The sequence below is a fragment of the Streptomyces sp. NPDC005794 genome (assembly GCF_042871445.1).
Classification (GTDB): Bacteria; Actinomycetota; Actinomycetes; order Streptomycetales; family Streptomycetaceae; genus Streptomyces.
The window spans coordinates 77,799-100,185 of sequence record NZ_JBIAIN010000017.1 but is presented as its reverse complement, the minus strand read 5'-3'; the positions used below and the strand labels follow the sequence as shown (position 1 = coordinate 100,185).

21 protein-coding genes are annotated in these 22,387 nt (G+C 70.7%); 10 read left to right on the top strand and 11 right to left on the bottom strand.

Annotation, left to right across the window (positions count from 1 at the left end; all coding sequences use genetic code 11):
• Positions 1-14 precede the first annotated feature (14 nt).
• On the top strand, positions 15-1,499 hold the full coding sequence (locus ACFYQ5_RS25850) for a peptidoglycan D,D-transpeptidase FtsI family protein (protein ID WP_389200835.1): 1,485 nt from the start codon (positions 15-17) through the stop codon (positions 1,497-1,499).
• A gap of 69 nt (positions 1,500-1,568) precedes the next feature.
• On the opposite strand, the gene ACFYQ5_RS25845 is transcribed toward ACFYQ5_RS25850, so the two are convergent.
• Complete coding sequence (locus ACFYQ5_RS25845; protein ID WP_389200833.1) at positions 1,569-2,696, bottom strand: hypothetical protein; 1,128 nt, start codon at positions 2,694-2,696, stop codon at positions 1,569-1,571.
• Between the two features lie 316 nt (positions 2,697-3,012).
• On the opposite strand from ACFYQ5_RS25845, the gene ACFYQ5_RS25840 reads away from it, so the two are divergent.
• The 4 genes from ACFYQ5_RS25840 to ACFYQ5_RS25825 all read left to right on the top strand — a co-directional run bounded on the left by ACFYQ5_RS25840 (position 3,013) and on the right by ACFYQ5_RS25825 (position 6,319).
• A complete protein-coding gene (locus ACFYQ5_RS25840; protein WP_389200831.1) occupies positions 3,013-3,531 on the top strand; it encodes a toxin-antitoxin system HicB family antitoxin in 519 nt (172 codons plus the stop codon).
• A gap of 88 nt (positions 3,532-3,619) precedes the next feature.
• Positions 3,620-4,462, top strand: a complete 843-nt coding sequence (locus tag ACFYQ5_RS25835) for a DUF4097 domain-containing protein (protein WP_389200830.1) — start codon at positions 3,620-3,622, stop codon at positions 4,460-4,462.
• A gap of 67 nt (positions 4,463-4,529) precedes the next feature.
• Positions 4,530-5,543 (top strand): ATP-binding cassette domain-containing protein, encoded by a 1,014-nt coding sequence (locus ACFYQ5_RS25830; protein ID WP_389200829.1) that lies wholly within the window; start codon positions 4,530-4,532, stop codon positions 5,541-5,543.
• Positions 5,540-6,319: an ABC transporter permease gene (locus ACFYQ5_RS25825; protein ID WP_389200828.1), complete on the top strand. Its 780-nt coding sequence runs from the start codon at positions 5,540-5,542 to the stop codon at positions 6,317-6,319. Before ACFYQ5_RS25830 ends, ACFYQ5_RS25825 begins: the two co-directional genes overlap by 4 nt.
• Positions 6,320-6,371: 52 nt before the next feature.
• On the opposite strand, the gene ACFYQ5_RS25820 is transcribed toward ACFYQ5_RS25825, so the two are convergent.
• Complete coding sequence (locus ACFYQ5_RS25820; RefSeq protein ID WP_389200827.1) at positions 6,372-7,565, bottom strand: MFS transporter; 1,194 nt, start codon at positions 7,563-7,565, stop codon at positions 6,372-6,374.
• A gap of 103 nt (positions 7,566-7,668) precedes the next feature.
• Between ACFYQ5_RS25820 and ACFYQ5_RS25815 the strand changes: the two genes are divergently transcribed.
• Positions 7,669-8,277, top strand: a complete 609-nt coding sequence (locus ACFYQ5_RS25815; RefSeq protein ID WP_389200825.1) for a TetR/AcrR family transcriptional regulator — start codon at positions 7,669-7,671, stop codon at positions 8,275-8,277.
• A 102-nt stretch (positions 8,278-8,379) separates the two neighbouring features.
• Here the strand turns inward: ACFYQ5_RS25815 and ACFYQ5_RS25810 are convergent, their stop codons facing one another.
• The 6 genes from ACFYQ5_RS25810 to ACFYQ5_RS25785 are packed head-to-tail and all read right to left on the bottom strand — an operon-like array spanning position 8,380 to position 14,419.
• Positions 8,380-9,237: a phosphogluconate dehydrogenase C-terminal domain-containing protein gene (locus ACFYQ5_RS25810; protein WP_389200823.1), complete on the bottom strand. Its 858-nt coding sequence runs from the start codon at positions 9,235-9,237 to the stop codon at positions 8,380-8,382.
• Positions 9,237-10,034, bottom strand: coding sequence for a sugar phosphate isomerase/epimerase family protein (locus ACFYQ5_RS25805; protein ID WP_389200821.1), 798 nt, complete (start codon positions 10,032-10,034; stop codon positions 9,237-9,239). The genes ACFYQ5_RS25810 and ACFYQ5_RS25805 overlap by 1 nt, the downstream gene beginning before the upstream one ends.
• The gene (locus ACFYQ5_RS25800; RefSeq protein ID WP_389200819.1) at positions 10,019-10,831 is read right to left on the bottom strand and encodes a triose-phosphate isomerase family protein; all 813 of its coding nucleotides are present in this window, start codon (positions 10,829-10,831) and stop codon (positions 10,019-10,021) included. The genes ACFYQ5_RS25805 and ACFYQ5_RS25800 overlap by 16 nt, the downstream gene beginning before the upstream one ends.
• Complete coding sequence (locus ACFYQ5_RS25795; protein ID WP_389200818.1) at positions 10,831-11,322, bottom strand: ribose-5-phosphate isomerase; 492 nt, start codon at positions 11,320-11,322, stop codon at positions 10,831-10,833. Before ACFYQ5_RS25795 ends, ACFYQ5_RS25800 begins: the two co-directional genes overlap by 1 nt.
• On the bottom strand, positions 11,322-13,058 hold the full coding sequence (locus ACFYQ5_RS25790) for a dihydroxyacetone kinase family protein (protein WP_389200816.1): 1,737 nt from the start codon (positions 13,056-13,058) through the stop codon (positions 11,322-11,324). The genes ACFYQ5_RS25795 and ACFYQ5_RS25790 overlap by 1 nt, the downstream gene beginning before the upstream one ends.
• A complete protein-coding gene (locus ACFYQ5_RS25785) occupies positions 13,058-14,419 on the bottom strand; it encodes an MFS transporter (protein WP_389200814.1) in 1,362 nt (453 codons plus the stop codon). Before ACFYQ5_RS25785 ends, ACFYQ5_RS25790 begins: the two co-directional genes overlap by 1 nt.
• A 245-nt stretch (positions 14,420-14,664) precedes the next feature.
• On the opposite strand from ACFYQ5_RS25785, the gene ACFYQ5_RS25780 reads away from it, so the two are divergent.
• A complete protein-coding gene (locus ACFYQ5_RS25780; RefSeq protein WP_389200813.1) occupies positions 14,665-15,405 on the top strand; it encodes a FadR/GntR family transcriptional regulator in 741 nt (246 codons plus the stop codon).
• A gap of 21 nt (positions 15,406-15,426) precedes the next feature.
• On the opposite strand, the gene ACFYQ5_RS25775 is transcribed toward ACFYQ5_RS25780, so the two are convergent.
• The gene (locus ACFYQ5_RS25775; RefSeq protein WP_389200959.1) at positions 15,427-16,146 is read right to left on the bottom strand and encodes an HAD family hydrolase; all 720 of its coding nucleotides are present in this window, start codon (positions 16,144-16,146) and stop codon (positions 15,427-15,429) included.
• A gap of 140 nt (positions 16,147-16,286) precedes the next feature.
• Here ACFYQ5_RS25775 and ACFYQ5_RS25770 point away from each other — a divergent pair, with 140 nt between their 5' ends.
• Entirely contained in the window at positions 16,287-18,863 is a 2,577-nt protein-coding gene (locus ACFYQ5_RS25770) for a bifunctional FO biosynthesis protein CofGH (protein ID WP_389200811.1), read from the top strand.
• A 28-nt stretch (positions 18,864-18,891) separates the two neighbouring features.
• Here ACFYQ5_RS25770 and ACFYQ5_RS25765 read toward each other — a convergent pair whose 3' ends face one another.
• Both ACFYQ5_RS25765 and ACFYQ5_RS25760 read right to left on the bottom strand, forming a co-directional pair.
• Positions 18,892-19,818 (bottom strand): SDR family oxidoreductase, encoded by a 927-nt coding sequence (locus ACFYQ5_RS25765; RefSeq protein ID WP_389200809.1) that lies wholly within the window; start codon positions 19,816-19,818, stop codon positions 18,892-18,894.
• 140 nt (positions 19,819-19,958) lie between these two features.
• Positions 19,959-20,333: a MerR family transcriptional regulator gene (locus ACFYQ5_RS25760; RefSeq protein WP_389200807.1), complete on the bottom strand. Its 375-nt coding sequence runs from the start codon at positions 20,331-20,333 to the stop codon at positions 19,959-19,961.
• 58 nt (positions 20,334-20,391) lie between these two features.
• Here ACFYQ5_RS25760 and ACFYQ5_RS25755 point away from each other — a divergent pair, with 58 nt between their 5' ends.
• Positions 20,392-21,498, top strand: a complete 1,107-nt coding sequence (locus ACFYQ5_RS25755) for an alkene reductase (protein ID WP_389200805.1) — start codon at positions 20,392-20,394, stop codon at positions 21,496-21,498.
• Between the two features lie 194 nt (positions 21,499-21,692).
• Positions 21,693-22,166: a carboxymuconolactone decarboxylase family protein gene (locus ACFYQ5_RS25750; RefSeq protein WP_389200803.1), complete on the top strand. Its 474-nt coding sequence runs from the start codon at positions 21,693-21,695 to the stop codon at positions 22,164-22,166.
• Positions 22,167-22,387 lie beyond the last annotated feature (221 nt).

Sequence of the window (22,387 nt, the reverse complement as noted above, 5' to 3'; positions counted from 1 at the left end):
GGAGCAGGAGCACGATGAACAGGCCGTTGCGGCATATAGCCATTTTCTGTGGGCTGCTGATGCTGGCTCTGCTGATACGGACCAACTGGCTTCAGTACGCCAAGAGCGAGGAGCTCGCGACCCACGAGCACAACCGCCGGGTCAAGATCACCCAGTTCGCCACCCCGCGGGGGGACATCATCGTGGGCGGCAAGGCGATCACGGGGTCGAAGGAGGTCGAGGGGACCGACTTCAAGTACCAGCGCACCTTCAAGCAGGGCGCGATGTACGCCCCCGTCACCGGCTACGCCTCCCAGGCACAGGGCATGTCCCTCCTGGAGAACACGTACGACAGCATCCTCAGCGGCCAGGACGAGCGTTTCGCCTTCCGGCACGCCAAGGACATCCTCACCGGTGAGGAGCGGCGCGGCGGGGACGTGGTCACGACCATCGACGCGAAGGCGCAGGAGGCGGCCTACAAGGGCCTGACCGACCTCGACGCCCGGGGCGCGGTCGTCGCCCTCGACCCGGCGACCGGCAAGGTCCTCGCTCTGGTCTCGACGCCCTCGTACGACCCCTCGGTCTTCGCCGGCAACTCCTTCAAGGAGGGCGACAAGTTCCAGGCCCTGGTCGACGAGAAGGGCAAGCCGCTGGCCAACCGCCCGCTGCGTGAGACCTTCCCGCCCGGTTCCACCTTCAAGATCCTCACGGCCGCCGCGGCCCTGGAGCACGGCGTCGTCACGGACGTCGACGCGCGGACCGACGCGGTCTCCCCGTACCCGCTGCCGCTGTCGTCGAGCACGATCAGCAGTGAGGCGGGCGACCAGACGTGCAACAAGGCGTCGATGAAGACGGCCATGCAGTACTCCTGCAACAACGTCTTCCTGGACGCCGCCCTCAAGGTGGGCGACAAGGGGATGCGTGAGACGGCCGAGAAGTTCGGCTTCAACGAGGACGTCTACTCCGAGGCCTTCGGCGACATGCTCGCCACGAAGAGCCTCTACCCCGAGGAGCTGGACAAGCCCGGCACCGCCCTCACCGGCATGGGCCAGGGCAGCCTCACGAGCACCCCGATGCAGATGGCGATGGTCACGGCGGCCCTCGCCAACGGCGGCAAGCTGATGCAGCCGTACCTCGTGGACAAGCTGCTCGGCCCGGACCTGTCGACCCTGGAGGAGCACGAGCCGCAGGTCAAGAGCCAGGCGGTCTCCGAGGAGACGGCGAAGAAGGTCCAGGAGATGATGGAGTTCACCGCCAAGGAGGGCAGCGCGAAGCGCGCCCTGATCGACGGCGTGACGGTGGGCGGCAAGACGGGTACGGCTCAGCGTGGTGACGACGTGAGCAAGGAAGTCCCGTACGGCTGGTTCGTCTCGTACGGCAAGAAGTCCGACGGCCAGGCGGTGGCGGTCGCGGTGTTCATCGACCCGACCGCGATGGAGATCTCCCGTTCCGACATCTCGGGTGGTGGCCTCGGTGGCCCGATCGCGAGGGAAGTGATGAAGGCGGCCCTCGGGAAGTAGGACGGCCCTTCGAGCACCCGAAGTACGGCGGCCCCCGCCCGGCGATGCGCCGGACGGGGGCCGCCGCCGTCATCCGGTCCCCGTGCGCCCCCCGGCCGCCCGCAGGACGGCCGCGGTCGTGAGACCCGCCAGCAGGCCCCAGACCAGGGCGGCCGGGACGCCGTGGCCGAGGCCGCCGGACAGGTGCTGCCAGCCCCATTGTTCTCCCGAGTCCACCACGGTCACCGTGGACCGGAACAGTTGGTTCGCCAGGAGCCCGACGACGGTCGCGCAGACCGCCCCGACCGCCGTCGCCGTCACGGTGGCCCGGGTGAGCAGCACGGGCAGCAGCCGCAGCGCCCACCACACCACGGCGAGCAGCAGCACGTCGCCGACGCGGTACAGCAGCCAGTGGCCGAGCGAACCGCCCGCCGGGCCGGCCCAGCCGCCGAGCAGCAGCCACTGGCGCAGCAGGTCGCCCGGTTCGGAGAGCAGACCGTCGGACAGGGAGACCCTCTGGAGGGAAGCGGCCACCGACTGGTGGGAGAGGACGACCAAGGAGAAGGCCACCACGGCGGTACCGGCGGTGGCGGCCGGACGGGCGGCCCGCACGGAAACGTCGTTGAGCGGCAGCGGTCCGGCACCCTTGACCGTGATCCGCGCCGCGAGCACGGTGACGGCCGCCGCGACGAGTGCGGTCACCACCACGATCTGCCGCCCGCCCGAGGCCGCGAGCTGGGGCAGGAGACGGTAACTGCCGTTCCCGTGCGAGGCGATGAGCCACGGCGTGGAGACGGTCACCGCCAGGGTCCCGGCCACCAGGCCCCAGGCCCACACCGCGAGCAGTGTGGCCGGTATCCGGCGGTTCACCGGCGGCAGTCTGCGGACCAGGAGGAGTGCCCCGGGTACGAAGAAGGCGAAGACCGCGGCGAACCGGATCTGCATGCCGGTCTCGTACAGCGAGAGATAGCGGCCGGGGTCTGCCGAGGCGGGACCCTCGATGTCCCCCAGCGCCCCGGTGCCGAACCGGACCGAGTCCGGCGGATCGTACGACCACGGCGTGAGCCAGGACTGGAGGTCGGCGACCAGCCGGCCGCCGAGTGCGTCGGTGGCCCCCTGGAGGCGCAGCGCGTTCGCGCTCGCCCCCGCCCACCACAGCAGTGCCGTGAGCAGCAGCCCTCCGGCCAGTGCCGGTATCGCCGCGCGCCGGTATGTCATGAACGTCCCCCGCTGTTGATCGCAGTCCGTCGATCTCCTGACCGGCTGGAGATTACGGGGTGGGCGGACTCGGCCCGGTGGTGGTCCGGGAGCCGGGGGCGGGCCGCGCCCGCCTCGCGTGGCACGGCTTGGTGCCACGCGGTGCCATTCGGTGCCATCTCAGGTCCGCTGAACGCGCCTGAGTGTGGGTGGTGCCACCGCTGCTCCCACGGGTGTCCATGCATGTGTGCAGGTCAGGGCGGTCTGGTTGCGTGCTGCCCAGGAAATTCAGTCGCGCGACTTGCGCATGGTGCCATGATGGCGCCATGATGACGTCATGGACCTCACCCCGTATGTCGACACTCTCCGCCGTGAACTCGCGGTGGCCGCCGAAGCCGGCGGGGACGATGCCCGCGAGCTGGCGGAGAGGCTCACCGCTCCGCTGGAGTCGGCGACCCGGTTGACGCTGCTCAGTGCGCTCTCCGCCGCGGCGGACGAGATCACCCGGGAGCTCGCCCCCGGCTCGGTCGACGTGCGGCTGCGCGGGCTCGACCCCGACTTCGTGGTGACGCCGCCGTCCACCGACGGTGGCGTCCCCACGGAGTCGGCCGCGCCCGTCGGGCCGCTCAGGGCCCCGGTCCCGGCCGACGGCGACGAGGGTGGCACCGCGCGCGTCAACCTGCGCCTGCCGGCCCACCTCAAGGCCCGTGCCGAGGAGGCCGCGACCCGCGAGGGGCTGTCGGTCAACGCGTGGCTGGTGCGCGCCGTGTCGGCCGCGGTCGACGGCGACACCCGGCCGCGTACGGCGGAGAGGACCCGGACCATCGGGCAGAGCTTCACGGGCTGGGTGCGCTAGCCACACCCCCCTTCACCCGCACCACTGTTCACCCACACCACGTCCCACCAGCGGGGACGCCCTGAAGACCCAAGAGGACGGGACAGCCATGCCTTCTTTCGACACTTCCGAAGCGATCTCGGTCACCGCGCGTGTGGAGGCCGGTTCCATCCAGTTCACCGCGGGCGACCGCCTCGACACCGTCGTCGAGGTACGGCCCCGCGACCCGAAGAAGGACCTGGACGTCCGGGCGGCCGGCCAGACCGAGGTCACCTACGCCAACGGTGTCCTGACCGTCCGGACGCCCAAGTCCAATCTGTTCGGCCGCACCGGCGTCCTCGACGTGACGGTCGACCTGCCCACCGGCTCGCACATCGACATCACCGGCGCCTGGGCCCAGGTGCTCGGCGAGGGCCGGCTCGGCGACGTCCGTGTGAAGACCTCGGCCGGTGACGTCCGCCTCGACACGACCGGCCCGCTGCATCTGACCGCGTCGCACGGCTCGATCACCGTGGACCGGGTCGAGGGCGCGGCCGAGATCACCACCAGTTCCGGCAGTCTGCGCGTCGGCCTCGTCGACGGCCCCGCCGTCCTGAAGAACTCGCACGGCTCCACGACCGTCGGGGGCGTGACCGGTGAGCTGCGGGTGAGCGGAGCCAACGGCGACATCGACATCGTCCGCGCCGAGGACTCGGTCACCGCCACCACCGCTCACGGCACCCTGCGGGTGGGGGAAGTGGCGCGCGGCACCGTCCAGCTGGAGACCAATTACGGCGCCATCGAGATCGGTGTCCGCGAGGGCACGGCCGCCTGGCTCGACGTCGACTCGCGCTCCGGGCAGGTGCGTAGCACGCTGACCGCGTCCGACTCCCCGGAGGAGTCCGAGGACGCCGTCACGGTCCGCGCCCGCACCCGGCACGGCAACATCGACGTCCACCGCGCCAAGGCCTGAACCGGAAGAACCCGTCACCTCGACGCGCCCGCCCATCAGTCACTTCAGTCATCGAACGGGGTACTCCATGCCTTTTTCTGTCATGCCCATGTCCAGTCAGGGTGACGGCCCCCAGCCGCCTGCCGCCGTCTCCGCCATCGGGCTGCGTAAGTCCTACGGAGACAAGACCGTCCTCGACGGCATCGATCTGCACATCCCGGCCGGGTCCGTGTTCGCGCTGCTCGGCCCGAACGGTGCAGGCAAGACCACCGCCGTGAAGATCCTCTCCACGCTGATCTCCGCCGACGGCGGACAGGCCCAGGTGGCGGGCCACGACCTGGCCGCCGCGCCGCAGGCGGTGCGTGCGGCGATCGGTGTCACCGGGCAGTTCTCGGCGGTGGACGGCCTGATCACGGGGGAGGAGAACATGCTCCTGATGGCCGACCTGCACCACCTCTCCCGCGGTGAGGGGAAGCGGCTCACGGCCGAACTCCTGGAACGGTTCGATCTGGTGGACGCGGCGAAGAAGCCGGCTGCCGGTTACTCCGGCGGGATGAAGCGCCGCCTGGACATCGCGATGACCCTGGTCGGGGACCCGAGGATCATCTTCCTCGACGAGCCGACCACCGGCCTCGACCCCCGCTCCCGCCACACCATGTGGACCATCATCCGCGAGCTCGTCGCCACAGGCGTCACGGTCTTCCTCACCACCCAGTACCTGGAAGAGGCCGACGAACTCGCCGACCGCATCGCGGTCCTCAACAACGGGAAGATCGCCGCCGAGGGCAGCGCCGAAGAACTCAAACGGATGATCCCCGGCGGACACATCCGCCTCCGCTTCACCGACCCGGACACCTACCGGTCGGCAGCCTCCGCCCTCCACGACGCCACCACCGACGACGACGCACTCGCCCTGCAGATCCCCAGCGACGGCAGCCAGCGCGAACTGCGCTCCCTCCTCGACCGGCTGGATTCGGCGGGCATCGAGGCCGACGAACTGACCGTCCACACCCCCGACCTCGACGACGTCTTCTTCGCCCTCACCACCACCATCCCCACCCAGTCCGCCCAGTCCGCCCAGTCCAAGGAGGACGCCCGATGAGCAGCAGCACCCTCTCCCTCGCCGTACGCGACTCGTCCACCATGCTGCGCCGCAACCTCCTGCATGCCCGGCGCTACCCCTCCCTCACCCTGAACCTGCTCCTCACCCCGGTCATGCTCCTGCTGCTCTTCGTCTACATCTTCGGCGACACCATGAGCGGCGGCGCGGGCCGTTCCGCCTACATCGCCTACCTCGTCCCCGGCATCCTGCTCATGACCATCGGCTCCACCGTCGTCGGCACCGCCGTCTCCGTATCCACGGACATGAGCGAAGGCATCATCGCCCGCTTCCGCACCATGGCCATCCACCGAGGCTCCGTCCTCTTCGGACACGTCGCCGGCAGCGTCATGCAGGCCGTCCTGAGCGTCGTCGTGGTCGGCGCGGTCGGCGTCGCCATGGGCTTCCGCACGAATGCCACCCTGCTGGAGTGGATCGCGGCTCTGGGGCTGCTGGTCCTGGTCTCCCTGGCGTACACCTGGATCGCCGTCGGCATGGGCATGAGCAGCCCCAACGCCGAAGCGGCCAGCAACAACGCCACGCCCCTGATCCTCCTGCCCCTGATCTCCAGCGCGTTCGTCCCCCTGGACTCGATGCCCGGCTGGTTCCAGCCCATCGCCGAGTACCAGCCCTTCACCCCCGCCATCGAAACCCTGCGCGGACTGCTCCTCGGCACCGAGATCGGCAACAACGGCTGGATCACCCTCGCCTGGTGCCTCGCCCTCTCCCTCCTCGGCTACCGCTGGTCCAAGAACCAGTACGACCGCGACCCCAAGTAACCGGCGTGGCGGAACAGGGCGGAGCCCGCGCGAGCCGCGGGTCACGCCCTGGTCATCTCCCTGTGGGGAATGCCGCGCGTCGGCCGAGGCCGACAGTGAGGAGCGAGACGAGTGCGAGAGCGATCACAGCCACCGGCAGAACCCGTGCGCCGGCACTCTCCACGATCACAGCTCCTGCGGCCCCGCCCGCGAAGATCGCGAGGTTGAAGACGGTCGTCAGCATCGAGTACGCCGCATCGGCGTCCTCGCCCGCGGCCTCCCCCATGGCCGTCTGCAACTGGGTCGCCGAGCCACCGAATGCCAGGCCCCACAGGACGATTCCGAGCAGCGCGAGCACGGTGGACTGCTGCGCGGCGACCAGGAACGTGCCGGCGACGACGAACAGGGCCACGCTCGCCAGGGTGAGCCCGCGCAGTGTGCGGTCGATGAACAGACCGGTGACCCAGATACCTCCGAGTGCGGCGACGCCGAAGACGAGGAGCGCGATGTCCGGCCGGAGCGTCAGGTGCATCTGGCGCAGGAAGGGAGCGATGTAGGTGTAGAGCAGGTTGTGGGCGAGCATCCAGATGAACACGACGGCGAGGATGGTCGCCACACCGGCGAGGCGCAGCACTCGGCCGAGCGGAGCCTGTGTCCGTGCCGACTGCCCGGGTGCGTCAGGCACGAGGAACTTGGCGAAGATCACGACGATGACGCTGAGCAGTGACATCGCGGCGAAGGACCAACGCCATCCGGCCGTCGAGCCAAGCCAGGAGCCGAGAGGCGTTCCGACGGCGAGTGCGACCGGGGTTCCGGTCATGGCGATGGCGAGGGCGCGGCCGGCGCGCTCGGGAGCGACGATACGGCGGGCGTACCCGGCGAGCATGCCCCACAGCAGGCCGGAGAAGGCTCCCGCGATGAACCGGGCGACAAGTGCGACGGCGAACGACGGCGCTACCGCGGTGACGGAGTTCGCGACGAGGAACCCGAACAGACCGATGACGAGGAGCGGCTTCCGCCGAGCCCCGCGCGTCAGCATGATCGCGGGGACGGCCGCCAGGACCGTTCCGATCGCATAGGCGCTCACGAGCTGACCGGCGACGCCTTCGGAGACGTCGAGTCCGGCCGCGAGCTGCGGGAGCAGTCCCGCCGGCAGCGTCTCGGTCATGATCACGATGAATCCGGTACACGCCATCACCACCAGCGCCGGGACGGGGAACGAGTCGGACGCCCGCTCGCGGATCGGCGTGGGGCTGGTTGTGGTCATCGGACGGACCCCTCCATAGTTCTGGATTGATTGATCCGATATTGATCGAGGTGGCGGGAGGTGTCAAACTGGATCAGTCAGTCCGCAATGGAGGAGGTTCGCCGTGTCCCCTGTCGGCCGTCCCCGCGCTTTCGATCAGGAGGCCGTCCTGGAAGCTGCGATGTTGCTCTTCTGGGAACAGGGCTACGAGGCGACATCGCTGGCCCAGCTCCGCGAGGCCACGGGCCTGTCCTCAGCCAGCCTGTACGGTGCCTTCGGCTCGAAGGAGGGGCTGTTCGAGAGGGCTGTCGAGCACTACATCGCCGGGCCGGGCAGCGTCACCGATGTCGTGGCGGACGAGGCGGCGAGCCCTCGCGCGGCTGTCGCCCGCCTGCTGCACGGGTCGATCGACATGCAGACCGACTCCTCTCACCCTCGCGGATGCCTCGTCGCCCTCTCGGGGACGGTGCGGGCGCCGGGAGAGGGGGAGGCCGGGCCGCACAAGGCCGTAGTGGCGCGCCGGGCGGGGGACCGGGCGCGCATCCGGGAGCTCGTCGTACGCGGGGTCGCCTCGGGGGAACTCGCCGAGGATGCCGATGTGGACGGCGTCACCTCGATGATTCACGGCTTCCTGCTCGGCGTTTCGGTGCAGGTGTGTGACGGTGTGCCGGCCAGGGACCTGCACGCCGGGGCAGATGCGGTGCTCGCGAACTGGAACACGCGGAGACAGTGACGCTCGCCCGCGTCACGCGAAAGGGCCGGGCCCTCCACCCCTGATGGAGAGCCCGGCCCGTTTCGCAGAGACCTGAGCGGTGGTGCCGGTGTCAGGACCGGGTCAGCGCTTGATCTCCTTGATCTTGAGCATCCGCGTGATGACCTTGTCGAGTTCCTCGTCCTTGAAGACGTTCTTCCAGTCGTCGCGGACGATCGACTCGCGCCCGTAGTCCATCGCGATCAGGCACGCGTCGGAGAACGGGTTCGAGCCCTTGAGGGTGTTGGCCAGCGCGACCTGCGTGTGGCCGAGCAGCATGGCGCGGGCCGCCTTCTCCGGGACGCCCACCGTGTGGACCGTCTCGTGGAGGGCCTCGGTCAGCAGTGCGCCGACCATGCAGGCGATCGTCTCGACGAGGGTCGGCTCCAGGACCGCGAGCTGCTTGACCGTGACCCAGTGGACGTCGATCACGGGCGCGTACATCACGCGGATGACCGAGTCGGCCAGCTCCTGCTTGGCGGCGTCGCCGCCCTCGTACGCGGCGACGACCTCCTGCGGGGCGGCGATGCCGCCGAAGGTGTCCTGCCACTCCTCCTTGGTGGTGCGCTCCAGGAAGACGGACGGGTGGCAGGGGTGGGCGCAGGCGTAGTGGATGTCGTCGCGGGAGAACAGCAGACCGGCGTAGGCGGCGGCGGGGTCGAGAGTGAGAACCACGGTGCCCGGCTTCATCAGCGGCACCAGTTCCTCGGAGACCTTGCCGAGGACGACGTCGGGGACGGCGAGGATGACCACGTCGGCCTGGGCGGCGGCGTCGGCGGACTCGGTCAGCTCGCGGCCGAGGTCGCGGATCAGCTCCTGGCCCTTGGGGGACGCCTCGCTGAAGAGCACCCGGAAGTCGCTCTCGACCAGGTTGTTGGAGACGCGCTGGCCCATCTTGCCTGCGGCCCCGATGACGGCGACGGTCTTGGATCCGGTGGCCATTACTTGCTCCTCAAAAGGGTGTTGATGCTGTGCCGGGTCCACTGGTCCTCCAGGCGGGCGGTTTCCTCGAAATCGCCCTGCCAGGGGAGCCAGTGCTCCACGATCTGGTTGATGCCCCGCTCGTCCGGCCCGACCGTGTCGATCATGTGGCGGTAGTCGAGAAGGCCCTCGCCGAGAAGGCAGCCGGCGAAGGTGAAGCCGACCCAGCCGTCACGGCGGGAGAACGAGAAGTCCTTGACGTGGATGTTCACCACGTAGGGAGCCGTGGCGTCGACGACGTCCACCGGACGCTCCAGCCGGGCGACGCTGTTGCCCGGGTCGAGGACGACGCCGAGGTGCGGGCTGTCCACGCCGCGCACGACGGACAACAGGTCGTCGGTGGAGACCTGTTCGTAGGTCTCCAGGCCGAGCGTGACGCCTGCCGCCGCGTAGGCGGGGACGGCCTCGCGCAGGAGGGCGGTGGCTTCCGCGACGGTCGGACGGTGGTCCGCCGTGTTCAGCATCGAGCGGACCAGGGTGACGCCCAGGCGCCGCGCGACGCGGAGGTAGGTGGCGAGGTGCTCCGTGCGTACGCCCCTGGTGCCCAGCTCCAGCGTGATGCCGTGGCCGGCAGCCGTGGCACGCAGGGCGTCGAGCCGCTCGTCGTCGTACGTCTCGATCAGCGGGTAGTCGCAGATCTGGAAGACCTCGCCGCCCATCTCCCGGGTCTGCGCGAGCATCTCGTCGAGCGTGAGGGGACGCGGGGCCCTGTCCGAGATGCGCCAGAAGAAGGCGTAGGTGCTCAGGCCGTAGGACACGGGAGGGCTCCTTCCAGCGTCTCGTCGAGGATGCGTTCCACCGCTGCCGGGTCGTGGGCGAAGCGGCCGAGGAACAGCCCGTCGACGCCCGTACCCAGGTCGGTGAGCAGACCGGGGCCCGCGCTGCCGCCGTAGATCACGCGGCTTCCGGCCAGCGACGGCTGGGTGGTGAGCCAGGCCGTGAGGGCCTCGCAGACCGTACGGATGTGCTCGGGTGAGGCGGGCCGGGGAGCGCCGATGGCCCACTGCGGCTCGTACGCGAGGACGACCGGGGCGAGCGGGCCGTCGTGGGCCGCCGTGGCCAGGACGCGTTCGGCTTCGGCGACCGTGCGGGCGGCGGCCTCGGAGGGGGACACCTGGTCGAGTTCACCGACGCAGAGCACCGGCGTCAGCCCGTTGCGCAGGGCGGCGGCCGTCTTGGCGGCGACGACCGTGTCGCCCTCGCCGAAGAGCCGGCGGCGCTCGGCGTGGCCGACCTCGGCGTAGCGGGCGCCGATCTCGTGCAGGTGGGCGCCGCTGACCTCGCCGGTGTACGGACCGGAGTCCTCGGTGGCCAGGTCCTGCGCCCCGGTCCGTACCTCCGTACCGGCGAGGATGCCGGTGACGGGGACGAGCGCGGGGAAGGCGGGCAGCACGAACAGCTCGGCCGTGCCGCCGGTGACGGCGGGGTGCCGGGCGGCCAGATCCGCGATGCTGCGGGCCCAGTTGAGGGTCTGGTGGTGGCCGAAGTACATCTTCAGGCTCACCCCGATCGTGACCCGGGGGTGGTTCTGCGCGGCGTTCTGCGCGGCGAACATCAGGCTGCGGCTTCCTGCTGGTTCTCGTCGTTCTTGTTCTCGTAGTCGTCCATCAGCGCGACCTTGGCGGCGGACGCGGACGCCTCGTCGAAGCGGTACGTCAGCCACTCGGCGGCCAGCCGACGGGCCAGCTCCAGGCCGACGACGCGCTGGCCGAAGGTCAGGACCTGGGCGTTGTTGGAGAGGACCGCGCGCTCGACGGAGAAGGAGTCGTGGGCGGTGACGGCCCGGATCCCCTTGACCTTGTTCGCGGCGATGGCCACCCCGAGGCCCGTGCCGCAGACCAGCAGGGCGCGGTCGGCCTCGCCACGGGCGATCATCTCGGCGGCGGCGATGGCGACCTTCGGGTAGGCGGTGTGCCCGTCCGCGTCGACCCCCACATCGGTGACGGCGGCGACGAGGCCGCTGGCTTCCAGGTCCTTCTTGAGGGCTTCCTTGTACACGTGGCCGGCGTCGTCGGAGCCGACGACGATGCGGAGCTTCTCGGACATCAGTGGTTCTCCAGAGTGGGTACGAACACGCCGTGCACGGCACGGACGATCAGGGCGAGCGAGTGGGCTCCGGCGTCCGGAGTGCCGAGGCTCTTCTCGGCGTGCGGGCGGGCGCGGCCCATCCGGGGGAGCAGGTCCGCCGTGGCCTCGGCGGCGGCGGACGCGGAGTGCGCGGCCGTGTCCCAGGCGGTGGCCAGGGGCTGGCCGGCCTCGGTGGCTGCCGTGAGCGCGTAGGAGAAGGGGACGAGGACGTCGACCATGGTCTTGTCGCCGACCTCCGCCTTCCCCAGCTCCATCACGCCCGCCGACGCCCGGGCGACCCCGGTGGCGACCACGGGTGCCGTGGGCCGCTCGGTGTCGCCGAGCGCGCTGCCGAGCGCCCGGAGGATGACGCCCCACAGGGCGCCGGAGGTGCCGCCGGCCCGGTCGGCCCAGGCATCGGCGGCCCGGTGCAGAAGCGTTTCCGCGCCGGCGCCGAGCGCTTCGGCGCGGGCCGCCGCCTCGTAGGCGCCGGTGGAGCCGCGCTGCATGCCGATGCCGTGGTCGCCGTCACCGGCGACCGCGTCGATCCGGCCGAGCTCCTCGGCGTGGAGGCCGACGGTGTCCTTGAGGACGCGCAGGGCGGCCAGGGCCGTGCGGGCCGCCTCGCGGGAGGCGTCGGTGGCCGGCGGGACGGTGTCCTCGGCCGTCTCCGCCGACGGGTCCGGGACGTACAGGTCGGCGGCCTCGACGGCGCCCTTGCGGTAGGCGGGGGCGTCGGCCGGGGCCGTCCACAGGGGCTCCAGCTCGTCGGTGAGCCAGCACAGGGTGAGCGAGACGCCGGCCATGTCGAAGCTGGTGACCAGTTCGCCGACCTCGGGGTCCACCGCCTGCACGCCGGCCTGCTCCAGGAGTTGCGCGACCCGGCGGTACACGACGAACAGCTCCTCGTACTTCACCGAGCCGAGGCCGTTGAGGATCACCGCGGCACGCTGCCCGCGCGGCGAGCCGACCCCTTCGGGGAGCTCGCCGAGGACGGTGGAGACCAGGAGCTCGGCCGCCTCGTCGGCGGTCGGCACCGGCCGCTCGCCCATGCCGGGTTCGCCGTGGATCCCCAGACCCACGGCCATGCGGCCCTCGGGCACGGTGAAGAGGGGGCGGTCGGCGCCCGGCAGCGTGCAGCCGGAGAACGCGACACCGAAGGAGCGGGTACGGGCGTTGGCCAGCTCGGCGATCCTGGTCACCTCGTCCAGCGGCTGCCCTGCCTCGGCCGCCGCGGCGGCCGTCTTGAAGACGACCAGGTCCCCGGCGACACCGCGGCGCTTGTGGGCTTCGTCGGGGGAGGCGCTGGACATGTCGTCCGTGACGCCGAGCGCGCGGGTGGGGATGCCCTCGGCGGTCAGCCGCTCGGCGGCCTGGCCGAAGTGCAGGACGTCGCCCGCGTAGTTCCCGTAGGCGAGGAGGACGCCGCCGCCGGTCTCGGCGGCCCGCGCCACCTGGCGCACCTGGTGCGCGGAGGGGGAGGCGAAGACGTTCCCGACCGCAGCGCCGTGGGCGAGGCCCTGGCCGACCAGACCGGAGAAGGCCGGGTAGTGGCCGGAGCCGCCGCCGACCACCACGGCGACCTGGCCGGGGGCGGTACGGGTGGCCCGGACCACCCCGCCGGGGACCTGGCGGACCCTGCGGGGGTGGGCGGCGACGAAGCCTTCGAGCGCTTCGTCGGCGAAGGCGGCGGGGTCGTTGGACAGGCGGGTCATCAGCGAACCTCTGCGAGAGGCCGGCCGTGGTGCGCGTCCCGGCCCTTGGACCGGTTGGCGAGCCACAGCATCAGCGCGGCGGACATGAGCATGAAGGCCCCGACGAGGAACAGCGGCAGGTAGTAGGTGCCGCTGAAGTCCTTGAGCCAGCCGGTGACGTAACCGGCGGCGAAGCCGGCCACGTTGCCCGCGGTGTTGATCAGGGCGATACCGGCTGCGGCTGCCGCGCCGGTCAGGAACTGCGAGGGGACGGACCAGAAGACCGGCAGCGCGGCGAAGATCGCACAGGCGGTGACGGTGATGACGGCGACCGTGGCGGCCGGTGAGCCCATGTAGAGGGCGAGGGGGATGGAGATCCCGCCGACGACGGCCGGTCCCGCGATGTGCCAGGTGCGGACACCGTGCTTGGTGGCGTTGCGGGACCAGAAGTAGAGGACGATCGCGGCCGGGAGGTACGGGATGGCCGTGATCAGCGCCTTGTCCATCACGCTGAACGTCGTGCCGAACTGCTCCTGGAAGCCGTTGATGATCGTCGGCAGGAAGAACGCGAGTGCGTACAGGCCGTAGACGAAGCCGAAGTAGATGAGGGCGAGTGTCCAGACGCGGCTGTTGGTGAAGGCGGCCTTCAGCGCCTCCTTGCCGTGGTTGGTCTTCTCGTCCGCGCCGGTCTTGCCGGCGTTCTCGGCGGCGAGCTCCTTGGTCAGCCAGTTCCGCTCCTCCGAGGTCAGCCACTTCGCGTCGGCCGGCTTGTCGATGAGGTAGAACCAGGCGACGACGCCCAGCAGGATCGCCGGGATGGAGACGCCGAGGAACATCACGCGCCAGCCCTCGAGGCCGAAGAGCCCGTGCTGGTTGATGAACCAGCCGGCCAGCGGAGCTCCGATGACGGTGGTCAAGGGCTGCGCCAGGTAGAAGAGGCCGAGCACCTTCGTGCGGTGCCGGGAGGGCACCCACTGGCTGAGGAAGAGGATCGCACCGGGGAAGAAGCCGGCTTCGGCGACACCGAGCAGGAAGCGGAGCGCGTACAGCTGCTCGCTGTTCTGCACCCAGGTGAAGAGGAGGGCGACGACGCCCCAGGTCACCATGATCCTGGCCAGCCAGCGCCGGGCGCCGAACTTGTGCAGCGCCATGTTGCTGGGCACTTCGAGAACGATGTAGCCGACGAAGAAGACACCCGAGGCGAAGCCGAACTGCGCCGCGGTGAGCGCGAGGTCCTGCCCCATGCCGTTCGGTTCGGCGAAGGAGACGGCCGTGCGGTCCAGGTAGTTCACGAAGAACATCAGGGCCACGAAGGGGACGAGCCGGATCGAGACTTTCCTGATCGCTGATCTCTCGATGGCTGAATGCGCAGTGGCGCCCATAGGAAGACTCCTCGCTTGCGGACCGCTTTGTCCGGTTCTGTGTCTACTCCGGCAGGCGAAGTCGAACCGTTGAAGCTCGTGTTTCCAGCCGGTGAACAACTCCAAGCTAGCCCTGGAACCTAAATTGGTCACCAATTTACCAAAGTGACGTAGGTCGCTCCCCTGAGCTCTTCTCCTGGACCGATGAGCGCGTTATCGTCCGCCCGCTCCGGGGTTCCGCCGCCCCGTCTGATGTACTGGTCAGCGTGTCCACGCAGCCCGAAGCGCCCGATTTCACGTCACTTCTGCGCCCCGTCGTACGGGAGTCCTCGGTCAGTGAGGTGGCCAAGCGACTCCTTGATCACCTGTCCGAGGGAAACCTGAAGCCGGGGACGCGCCTGCCCGCCGAGCGGCAGCTCGCCGACGCCCTCGGCGTCGCGCGCTCCAGCGTGCGCGGGGCGCTGTCGGCGCTGGACGTCCTGGGCATCATCGAGATCAGGCCGGGTTCGGGCTCGTACGTCCGCGAGGGGACCTCGGAGTTCCTGCCGCGGGCCATCAACTGGGGTCTGATGCTCGGTCAGCGCCGTACGCAGGACCTGGTCGAGGTCCGCACCTTCATGGAGGGCATGTCGGCGCGGCTGGCCGCGGACCGGGCGTCCGAGGAGGACGTCGAGCGGCTGGAGTCGCACCTGGAGCGGATGCGGGAGGCGGGGACGGACGTCAAGGCGTTCGTCGACGCCGATATCGCCTTCCACCTGGAGACCGCGAACATCGCGCGCAACACGGTGCTCAGCGACATCCTGCACTCCATCCGGGCACTGCTCCAGGTGTGGATGGAGCGGGCGGGGGACATCGAGGGCACGGTCAGCGGGACGCTGCACGAGCACGGGGCCGTGCTCGACGCGATCCGGGCGGGGGACCCGGAGGGGGCGGACGCGGCGATGGCCGAGCACATGAAGCGCGCGAGCGACCGGCTGAGGCTCTCGCTGAGCGACCCCGACGCGTAGAGGCGTGGGGTTCTCGGCGGTTCAGGTCCCTGGCTGCTCGCACGCGGCGGGAGACCGCTCGGGAGGGGCGGGCTGTTCCGGAGGGCCGGTGAGCACCTTCCGCCGCCCGCCCAGCAGCGCCGGAAGTTCGGTCAGGGCGCTGATGCGCCAGTCCGCCGTCTCCACGACGTCCGGGTGGTCGGCCCACCAATGACCGTACGGTCCACGGCGGATGTGGGCCGCCCGCAGCCCCGAGGACTTCGCCGGGAACAGGTCGTCGGCGGGATGGTCGCCCACGTACAGAGTGGCCTCCGGCGACGCGCCCGACACCTCCAGCACACGGGTGAAGAACTCCCGGTCCGGCTTGGCGACGCCCCACTCCTCCGAGGTGACGACCAGATCGGCCGGCAGGTCCAGGGCCCGCAGCAGCTCTCCGGCCCGGGCCGTCCGGTCGCCCGCGACGACGACCCGCAGTCCGAGCGCGCGCAGTTCGGCCAGGGCGGGGCGCACGTCGGGGTAGAGGTCCGTCTCGTCCAGGTGCTCGCCGCGCCCGGCCGCCGCACGGGCGTGGTACGCCTCGCTGACGTCCATGTCGGGGCGCAGGACGCGCAGGGCGTCGGCGCAGTCGCGGCCCTGTACGACGGCGGCGCCGACCAGTGCGCTGACCGTGTGCGGCGGGACCCCGAGCCAGTTGGCCCACGAGGACCAGTGCCGGTCGTCGCGGACGAGGGTTTCTCCGATGTCGAAGACGATCGTTTCCATCACCTCCCCGAGGTTACGGGGCAAGCGGGACATAACGGCCAAGGCGCCAGTGTGTGGAGGGCGGTTACGCCGGGAAGAGGCCCTGGTCCGTAACGACCTGCCCCAGGTCGTGAGGATCGACGCGCTCGTATGCTCAAATCATGACCGATCCTCAGCGCCCCACGACCAACGCCATGCGGCGCGCCCTCCGGCGGGCCCGCGACGGTGTCGCCCTCGACGTGGCCGAGGCCGCCGTCCTGCTCCAGGCGCGGGGGGAGGACCTGACCGACCTCACCGCGTCCGCGGCGCGGGTCCGGGACGCGGGCCTCGACGCCGCGGGCCGACCGGGAGTGATCACGTACTCCCGCAAGGTCTTCATCCCGCTGACCCGGCTCTGCCGTGACACCTGCCACTACTGCACCTTCGTCACCGTGCCCGGCAAGCTCAAGCGTGCGGGCCACGGGATGTTCCTGTCGCCGGACGAGATCCTCGACATCGCACGCGAGGGCGCCGAAATGGGCTGCAAGGAAGCCCTGTTCACGCTCGGCGACCGTCCCGAGGACCGCTGGCCGGAGGCCCGGGAGTGGCTGGAGGCCGAGGGGTACGACGACACCCTGGCGTACGTACGCGCCATGGCGATCCGGGTGCTGGAGGAGACGGGGCTGCTGCCGCACCTGAACCCCGGCGTGATGACGTGGACGGACCTCCAGAGGCTGAAGCCCGTCGCCCCGTCCATGGGCATGATGCTGGAGACGACGGCGACCCGGCTGTGGTCGGAGAAGGGCGGCCCGCACTACGGGTCCCCGGACAAGGAGCCGGCCGTCCGGCTGCGGGTGCTGGAGGACGCGGGCCGGTCCAACGTGCCGTTCACCACAGGCATTCTGATCGGCATCGGCGAGTCGTACGAGGAGCGTGCCGACTCCCTCTTCGAGCTGCGCAGGACGGCCCGCGCCTATCACGGCATCCAGGAAGTCATCGTCCAGAACTTCCGCGCCAAGCCGGACACCGCGATGCGCGGGATGCCGGACGCCGAACTGGAGGAGCTGGCCGCCGCGATCGCGGTCGCCCGCCACATCCTCGGCCCCTCGGCGCGCATCCAGGCCCCGCCGAATCTCGTCGACGCCGAATACGCCCTGCTGATCGGCGCGGGCATCGACGACTGGGGCGGCGTCTCGCCCCTCACCCCGGACCATGTGAACCCCGAGCGTCCCTGGCCGCACATCGACGAGCTCGCGGCCCGTACCGCGGAGTCCGGCTTCCAGCTGCGCGAACGCCTCACCATCTACCCGGAGTTCATCCAGCGCGGCGAGCCCTGGCTCGACCCCCGCCTCCTCCCGCACGTGCGGGCGCTCGCCGACCCGGAGACGGGCCTGGCCAAGGAGGGCGCGATCCCGGCCGGACTGCCCTGGCAGGAGCCCGACGAGGGCTTCAACGCCTCGGGCCGCACCGACCTGCACCGCACCATCGACACCGAGGGCCGCACGGCCGACCGGCGCGACGACTTCGACGCGGTGTACGGCGACTGGGAGGCGCTGCGCGAGGCCGCCGCCCCCGGCATGGTGCCGTCCCGCATCGACACCGACGTACGCCAGGCCCTGAGCCAGGCCGCCGACGACCCCACGAAGCTCACCGACGACCAGGCCCTCGCCCTGCTCCACGCGGACGGACCGGCGCTGGACGAGCTCTGCCGGATCGCGGACACCCTGCGCCGTGACGTGGTCGGTGACGACGTCACCTACATCGTCACCAGGAACATCAACTTCACCAACGTCTGCTACACCGGCTGCCGTTTCTGCGCCTTCGCCCAGAGGCGTACGGACGCCGACGCCTACACCCTCTCCCTGGACCAGGTCGCCGACCGCGCGGCCCAGGCCTGGGACGTCGGCGCGGTCGAGGTCTGCATGCAGGGCGGCATCCACCCGGACCTGCCCGGCACCGCGTACTTCGACATCGCGCGGGCGGTGAAGGAACGCGTCCCCGGCATGCACGTCCACGCCTTCTCACCGATGGAGGTCGTCAACGGCGCGACCCGCACCGGCATGTCCATCCGCGACTGGCTGGCCGCCGCCAAGGACGCCGGGCTCGACTCGATCCCCGGCACCGCCGCGGAGATCCTGGACGACGAGGTCCGCTGGATCCTCACCAAGGGCAAGCTGCCGACGGCCGACTGGCTGGAGGTCATCAGGACGGCGCACGAGACGGGCCTGCGCTCCTCGTCCACGATGATGTACGGCCATGTCGACCAGCCCCGGCACTGGCTCGGCCACTTCAGGACGCTGGCCCGCCTCCAGCAGGAGACCGGCGGCTTCAGCGAGTTCGTCACCCTGCCCTTCATCCACACCAACGCCCCGGTCTACCTGGCGGGCATCGCCCGCCCGGGCCCCACCGACCGTGACAACCGGGCCGTCACCGCGATGGCCCGCCTCCTGCTCCACCCGCACATCACCAACATCCAGACCAGCTGGGTGAAGCTCGGCGCGGAGGGCGCGGCGGAGATGCTGCGCTCGGGTGCCAACGACCTCGGCGGGACCCTCATGGAGGAGACCATCTCCCGTATGGCGGGCTCCGGTTACGGCTCGTACCGCTCGATCCGGGACCTCGTCGCCATCGCCGACCTCGCGGGCCGGCCGGCGAAGCCGCGTACGACGCTGTACGGCGAGGTCCCGGAGGAACGCGTCACGGCCGCGGCGGCATCGGACGGCCACCTGCCGGAACTGCTGCCGGTGCTGGAGGGCTGAGGCCCCGCCGGCCGGCGTACGCGGTCCGTCACCGGTACCCCGTCGCGTCGGCCGGCTTGCCGGCGTCGTCGACCTCGACCAGGTAACGCCAGCAGTCGGGGCGGGAGCCGTCGAGGTCGGTGAAGCCGTACTCCCGGGCGAGCTGCCCGCTGGACAGCGACCGGCCGTTCCGGCGTGCGAGGTCGGCGTCACCGGCCAGGGCGGCGACCGCGCGTCCGACGTACGAGGGGCTTTCCGAGATGCAGAAGTGCGGCACCTCGGCCAGCGCGTCGCGCCAGTTCTCCTCGGTCACGCCGAAGGAGTCGAGCATCATCTCCGAGCGGAGCCAGCCCGGGGTGAGCGCCACCGCCGTCCCGCCGTGCGGCTCCAGCTCGTGCGCGAGGACGAACGCCATGCGCAGCACGCTGTTCTTGACCAGGTCGTAGAAGTAGGAGTTGCGATAGTTCACTCCGTTGTACGCGGACGTCCCGTCGGTCATCTCGACCACGAGCCCGCCCGGCCGCCGCACCAGCAGGGGCAGCGCGAAGTGGCTGGTGATCGCGTGCGTCTCCACGCCCAGCCGGAGCATCCGCAGTCCGTCGTCGAGGTCGTGCTCCCAGACCGGTTTGTCGAACGCGAAGAGCCGCTCGCCGCCCCAGACGTCGTTGACGAGCACGTCGAGCCGCCCCTGCTCGGCGTCGATGCGCTCGGTCAGCGCGCGGACCTGCTCGGGCACCAGGTGGTCGGTCGGCACCGCGATGCCGGTTCCGCCCGCCGCGGTGACGAGCTCCGCGGTCTCCTCGATCGTCTCGGGCCTGTCGTACTCCGAGCGCCGTTCCCGGGTCGTGCGGCCGGTGACGTAGACGGTCGCACCCGCCGCGCCGAGCTGGACCGCGATGCCGCGCCCGGCGCCCCGGGTGGCGCCTGCGACCAGTGCGATCTTTCCGTGGAGTGCCGGTTTCGATGTGTCGGACATGAATCCCCTCGAGGTGTCTGTCTGCCTGTGCGCTCCGGTCCACCCACGTATGTCATCGGTGACGACCGGTGACACCATGTTCGACGTGAAACCGGACACCTTGTGTCGTGATTCTTCACCCGACTCGCGAGGTGCCCGGTTCAGCTGCCGCTCGCGGTCCCGCCCGCCGCCGTGGAGATCACGTCGTCCAGTACCTCCCGGGAGCGGCGCAGCTCGTCGATCTTCCGGTCGATGCGGTCGCGCTCCAAGGACAGGTCGCTGACCAGACGCGGGGTGGCGATCTCCGAGGGGCCGCCGTCCGCGTCCCGTACGCAGGGCAGCAGCTCGGCGATCTTCGAGCTGCACAGCCCGGCGGCGTAGAACTCCTGGATGCGGATCACACGGTCGACCGCGCCCTCCGGGTAGTCGCGGTGGCCGCCGGGGGTACGGTCGGCCGTCAGCAGTTCCTGGGTCTCGTAGTAGCGCAGGGAGCGCTCGCTCACGCCCGTACGCCGGGCAAGCTCGCCGATCCGCATGGAATTCCTCGCCTCCGGACTTGAACCTGACATCAGTGTCAATTCTTATCGTTCCGGCATGACGAACGCACCCGCTTCCTCCCCGAAGCTCTTCGAGGCCGTCGCGCTCGGTCCCCTCACCCTTCCCCACCGCCTCGTGATGGCACCGCTGACCCGGAACCGTGCCACCGCCGACGGCGTCCCGACCCCGCTCATGGCCACCTACTACGCCCAGCGCGCCTCGGCGGGGCTGATCATCGCCGAGGCGTCCACGCCGAACGCCGTGGGGCAGACGTACCCGAACATCACCGCGATCCACAGCCCGGCCCACGTCGCCGGGTGGCGCCGGGTCACCGACGCGGTCCGTGCGGAGGGCGGGCGGATGTTCCTCCAGATCCAGCACGGCGGGCGCGCCGGCCATCCCGACACCAGCGGACTGACGCCGGTCGCCCCCTCGCCGATCGCACTGCCCGAGACGATCCACACCCCGGCCGGGCGCGTGCCCTCGGTCGTGCCCCGCGAGATGACCGTGGAGGACATCAGCGGCACCGTGGCGGACTTCGCCTCCGCGGCCCGCAACGCGATCGAGGCGGGCTTCGAGGGAGTCGAGGTGCACAGCGCCAACGGCCACCTCCTCCACCAGTTCCTGGCCCAGGGGACCAACCGGCGGACCGACGCCTACGGCGGGCCCGTGACCCACCGCATCCGCTTCGTCGTGGAGGTGGTCGAGGCCGTGGCGGCGGAGATCGGTCCCGAGCGGGTCGGCCTGCGCGTCTCGCCGGGCAACACGGTCAACGGCATCGAGGAGGGTGACACGGAGGAGATCTACCCGGCGCTCCTCGCCGCGCTGGCCGACCGTGGTCCCGCCTATCTGCACGTCGGGTACGCCGACCCGGAGGACCCCGTCTTCCAGCGGATCAGGAAGGACTGGCCGGGCACGCTGATCGCCAACCCCGTGCTGCCGAAGGACGGCATCCCGGACGACGGCGGTCTCGCCCACGGCGAGCGGCTGCTGGCCGCCGGAGCCGACGTGATCGCGCTCGGCCGGCCCTTCCTGGCCAACCCCGACCTGGTCCGCCGCATGCGCACGGGCGCCCCGGTGAACCAGGTCCGGGACGCGTACCTGATGTACGTGGGCGGGGCGACGGGCTACACGGACTATCCGGCCCTGGACACCGACGGGTGAAGGGCCGGGGCGCCTGCCGAGCGTCCTGCGGGGTGGTGGCGTCACATGGCGTCACGCCTTCAGTGGACCTGTGGGTCACGAACGACCGGCCGGGAGACCTGGATCACACGCACCCGTGTCACATCCCGACCGGCCCGTTCCGTCGAAGGGGTGTAACCGCTGACCGCACCACAGCAACGGCATGGGAGTGCACGATGAACGCTCGTCTCAACCTCTTCGGCAACAAGGCCGCCGCCACCTTCCTGAGGCACATCAACTCGGCCGGGAAGGTGGTCACCGACTCGGGCCTGCCCGCCGCGACGCAGGAACTGGTCAAGATCCGGGCCAGCCAGATCAACGGGTGCGGCTTCTGCACCGACATGCACACCAAGGACGCCACGGAGGCGGGTGAGACGGCGCTCCGTCTCCACCTGATCGCCGTGTGGCGCGAGGCCACCGTCTTCACCGACGCCGAGCGCGCCGCCCTGGAGCTGACCGAGCAGGGCACCCGCATCGCCGACGCGGCGGGCGGAGTACCGGACGAGGTGTGGGGGAAGGCCGCCGAGCACTTCGACGAGGACCAGCTCGTCGCCCTCGTGGCCCTGATCGCCGTCATCAACGCGTACAACCGGCTGAACGTGATCGTCCAGCAGCCGGCGGGTGACTACCGGCCCGGCATGTTCGGCTGACCTCGCCTCCCGTGGCCGGGGCGGCCCTCCCGGCCGCGGGGGCACCGGGCGGTTCCGGAACGTCCGTGGGACGTGGCCGGAAAGAGGGGCCGGAAACCATGAGGAATGCCGCGCACAAGTGCTCTCGCGTACCAGTCCGTACATACTGTTCCGGCCCTGAGACGGCTCTTCCCGTTCGATTACAGTGCTTGCGCAGTCGCAGACGGTGGGCCGGACGGAAG

Bases quoted from the DNA above. Each gene is read 5' to 3' on its own strand.
- ACFYQ5_RS25850 (WP_389200835.1), top strand. From the start codon at position 15: ATGAACAGGCCGTTGCGGCATATAGCCATTTTCTGTGGGCTGCTGATG.
- ACFYQ5_RS25845 (WP_389200833.1), bottom strand. From the start codon at position 2,696: ATGACATACCGGCGCGCGGCGATACCGGCACTGGCCGGAGGGCTGCTG.
- ACFYQ5_RS25840 (WP_389200831.1), top strand. From the start codon at position 3,013: ATGGACCTCACCCCGTATGTCGACACTCTCCGCCGTGAACTCGCGGTG.
- ACFYQ5_RS25835 (WP_389200830.1), top strand. From the start codon at position 3,620: ATGCCTTCTTTCGACACTTCCGAAGCGATCTCGGTCACCGCGCGTGTG.
- ACFYQ5_RS25830 (WP_389200829.1), top strand. From the start codon at position 4,530: ATGCCTTTTTCTGTCATGCCCATGTCCAGTCAGGGTGACGGCCCCCAG.
- ACFYQ5_RS25825 (WP_389200828.1), top strand. From the start codon at position 5,540: ATGAGCAGCAGCACCCTCTCCCTCGCCGTACGCGACTCGTCCACCATG.
- ACFYQ5_RS25820 (WP_389200827.1), bottom strand. From the start codon at position 7,565: ATGACCACAACCAGCCCCACGCCGATCCGCGAGCGGGCGTCCGACTCG.
- ACFYQ5_RS25810 (WP_389200823.1), bottom strand. From the start codon at position 9,237: ATGGCCACCGGATCCAAGACCGTCGCCGTCATCGGGGCCGCAGGCAAG.
- ACFYQ5_RS25800 (WP_389200819.1), bottom strand. From the start codon at position 10,831: ATGTTCGCCGCGCAGAACGCCGCGCAGAACCACCCCCGGGTCACGATC.
- ACFYQ5_RS25795 (WP_389200818.1), bottom strand. From the start codon at position 11,322: ATGTCCGAGAAGCTCCGCATCGTCGTCGGCTCCGACGACGCCGGCCAC.
- ACFYQ5_RS25790 (WP_389200816.1), bottom strand. From the start codon at position 13,058: ATGACCCGCCTGTCCAACGACCCCGCCGCCTTCGCCGACGAAGCGCTC.
- ACFYQ5_RS25785 (WP_389200814.1), bottom strand. From the start codon at position 14,419: ATGGGCGCCACTGCGCATTCAGCCATCGAGAGATCAGCGATCAGGAAA.
- ACFYQ5_RS25775 (WP_389200959.1), bottom strand. From the start codon at position 16,146: ATGGAAACGATCGTCTTCGACATCGGAGAAACCCTCGTCCGCGACGAC.
- ACFYQ5_RS25770 (WP_389200811.1), top strand. From the start codon at position 16,287: ATGACCGATCCTCAGCGCCCCACGACCAACGCCATGCGGCGCGCCCTC.
- ACFYQ5_RS25765 (WP_389200809.1), bottom strand. From the start codon at position 19,818: ATGTCCGACACATCGAAACCGGCACTCCACGGAAAGATCGCACTGGTC.
- ACFYQ5_RS25760 (WP_389200807.1), bottom strand. From the start codon at position 20,333: ATGCGGATCGGCGAGCTTGCCCGGCGTACGGGCGTGAGCGAGCGCTCC.
- ACFYQ5_RS25755 (WP_389200805.1), top strand. From the start codon at position 20,392: ATGACGAACGCACCCGCTTCCTCCCCGAAGCTCTTCGAGGCCGTCGCG.
- ACFYQ5_RS25750 (WP_389200803.1), top strand. From the start codon at position 21,693: ATGAACGCTCGTCTCAACCTCTTCGGCAACAAGGCCGCCGCCACCTTC.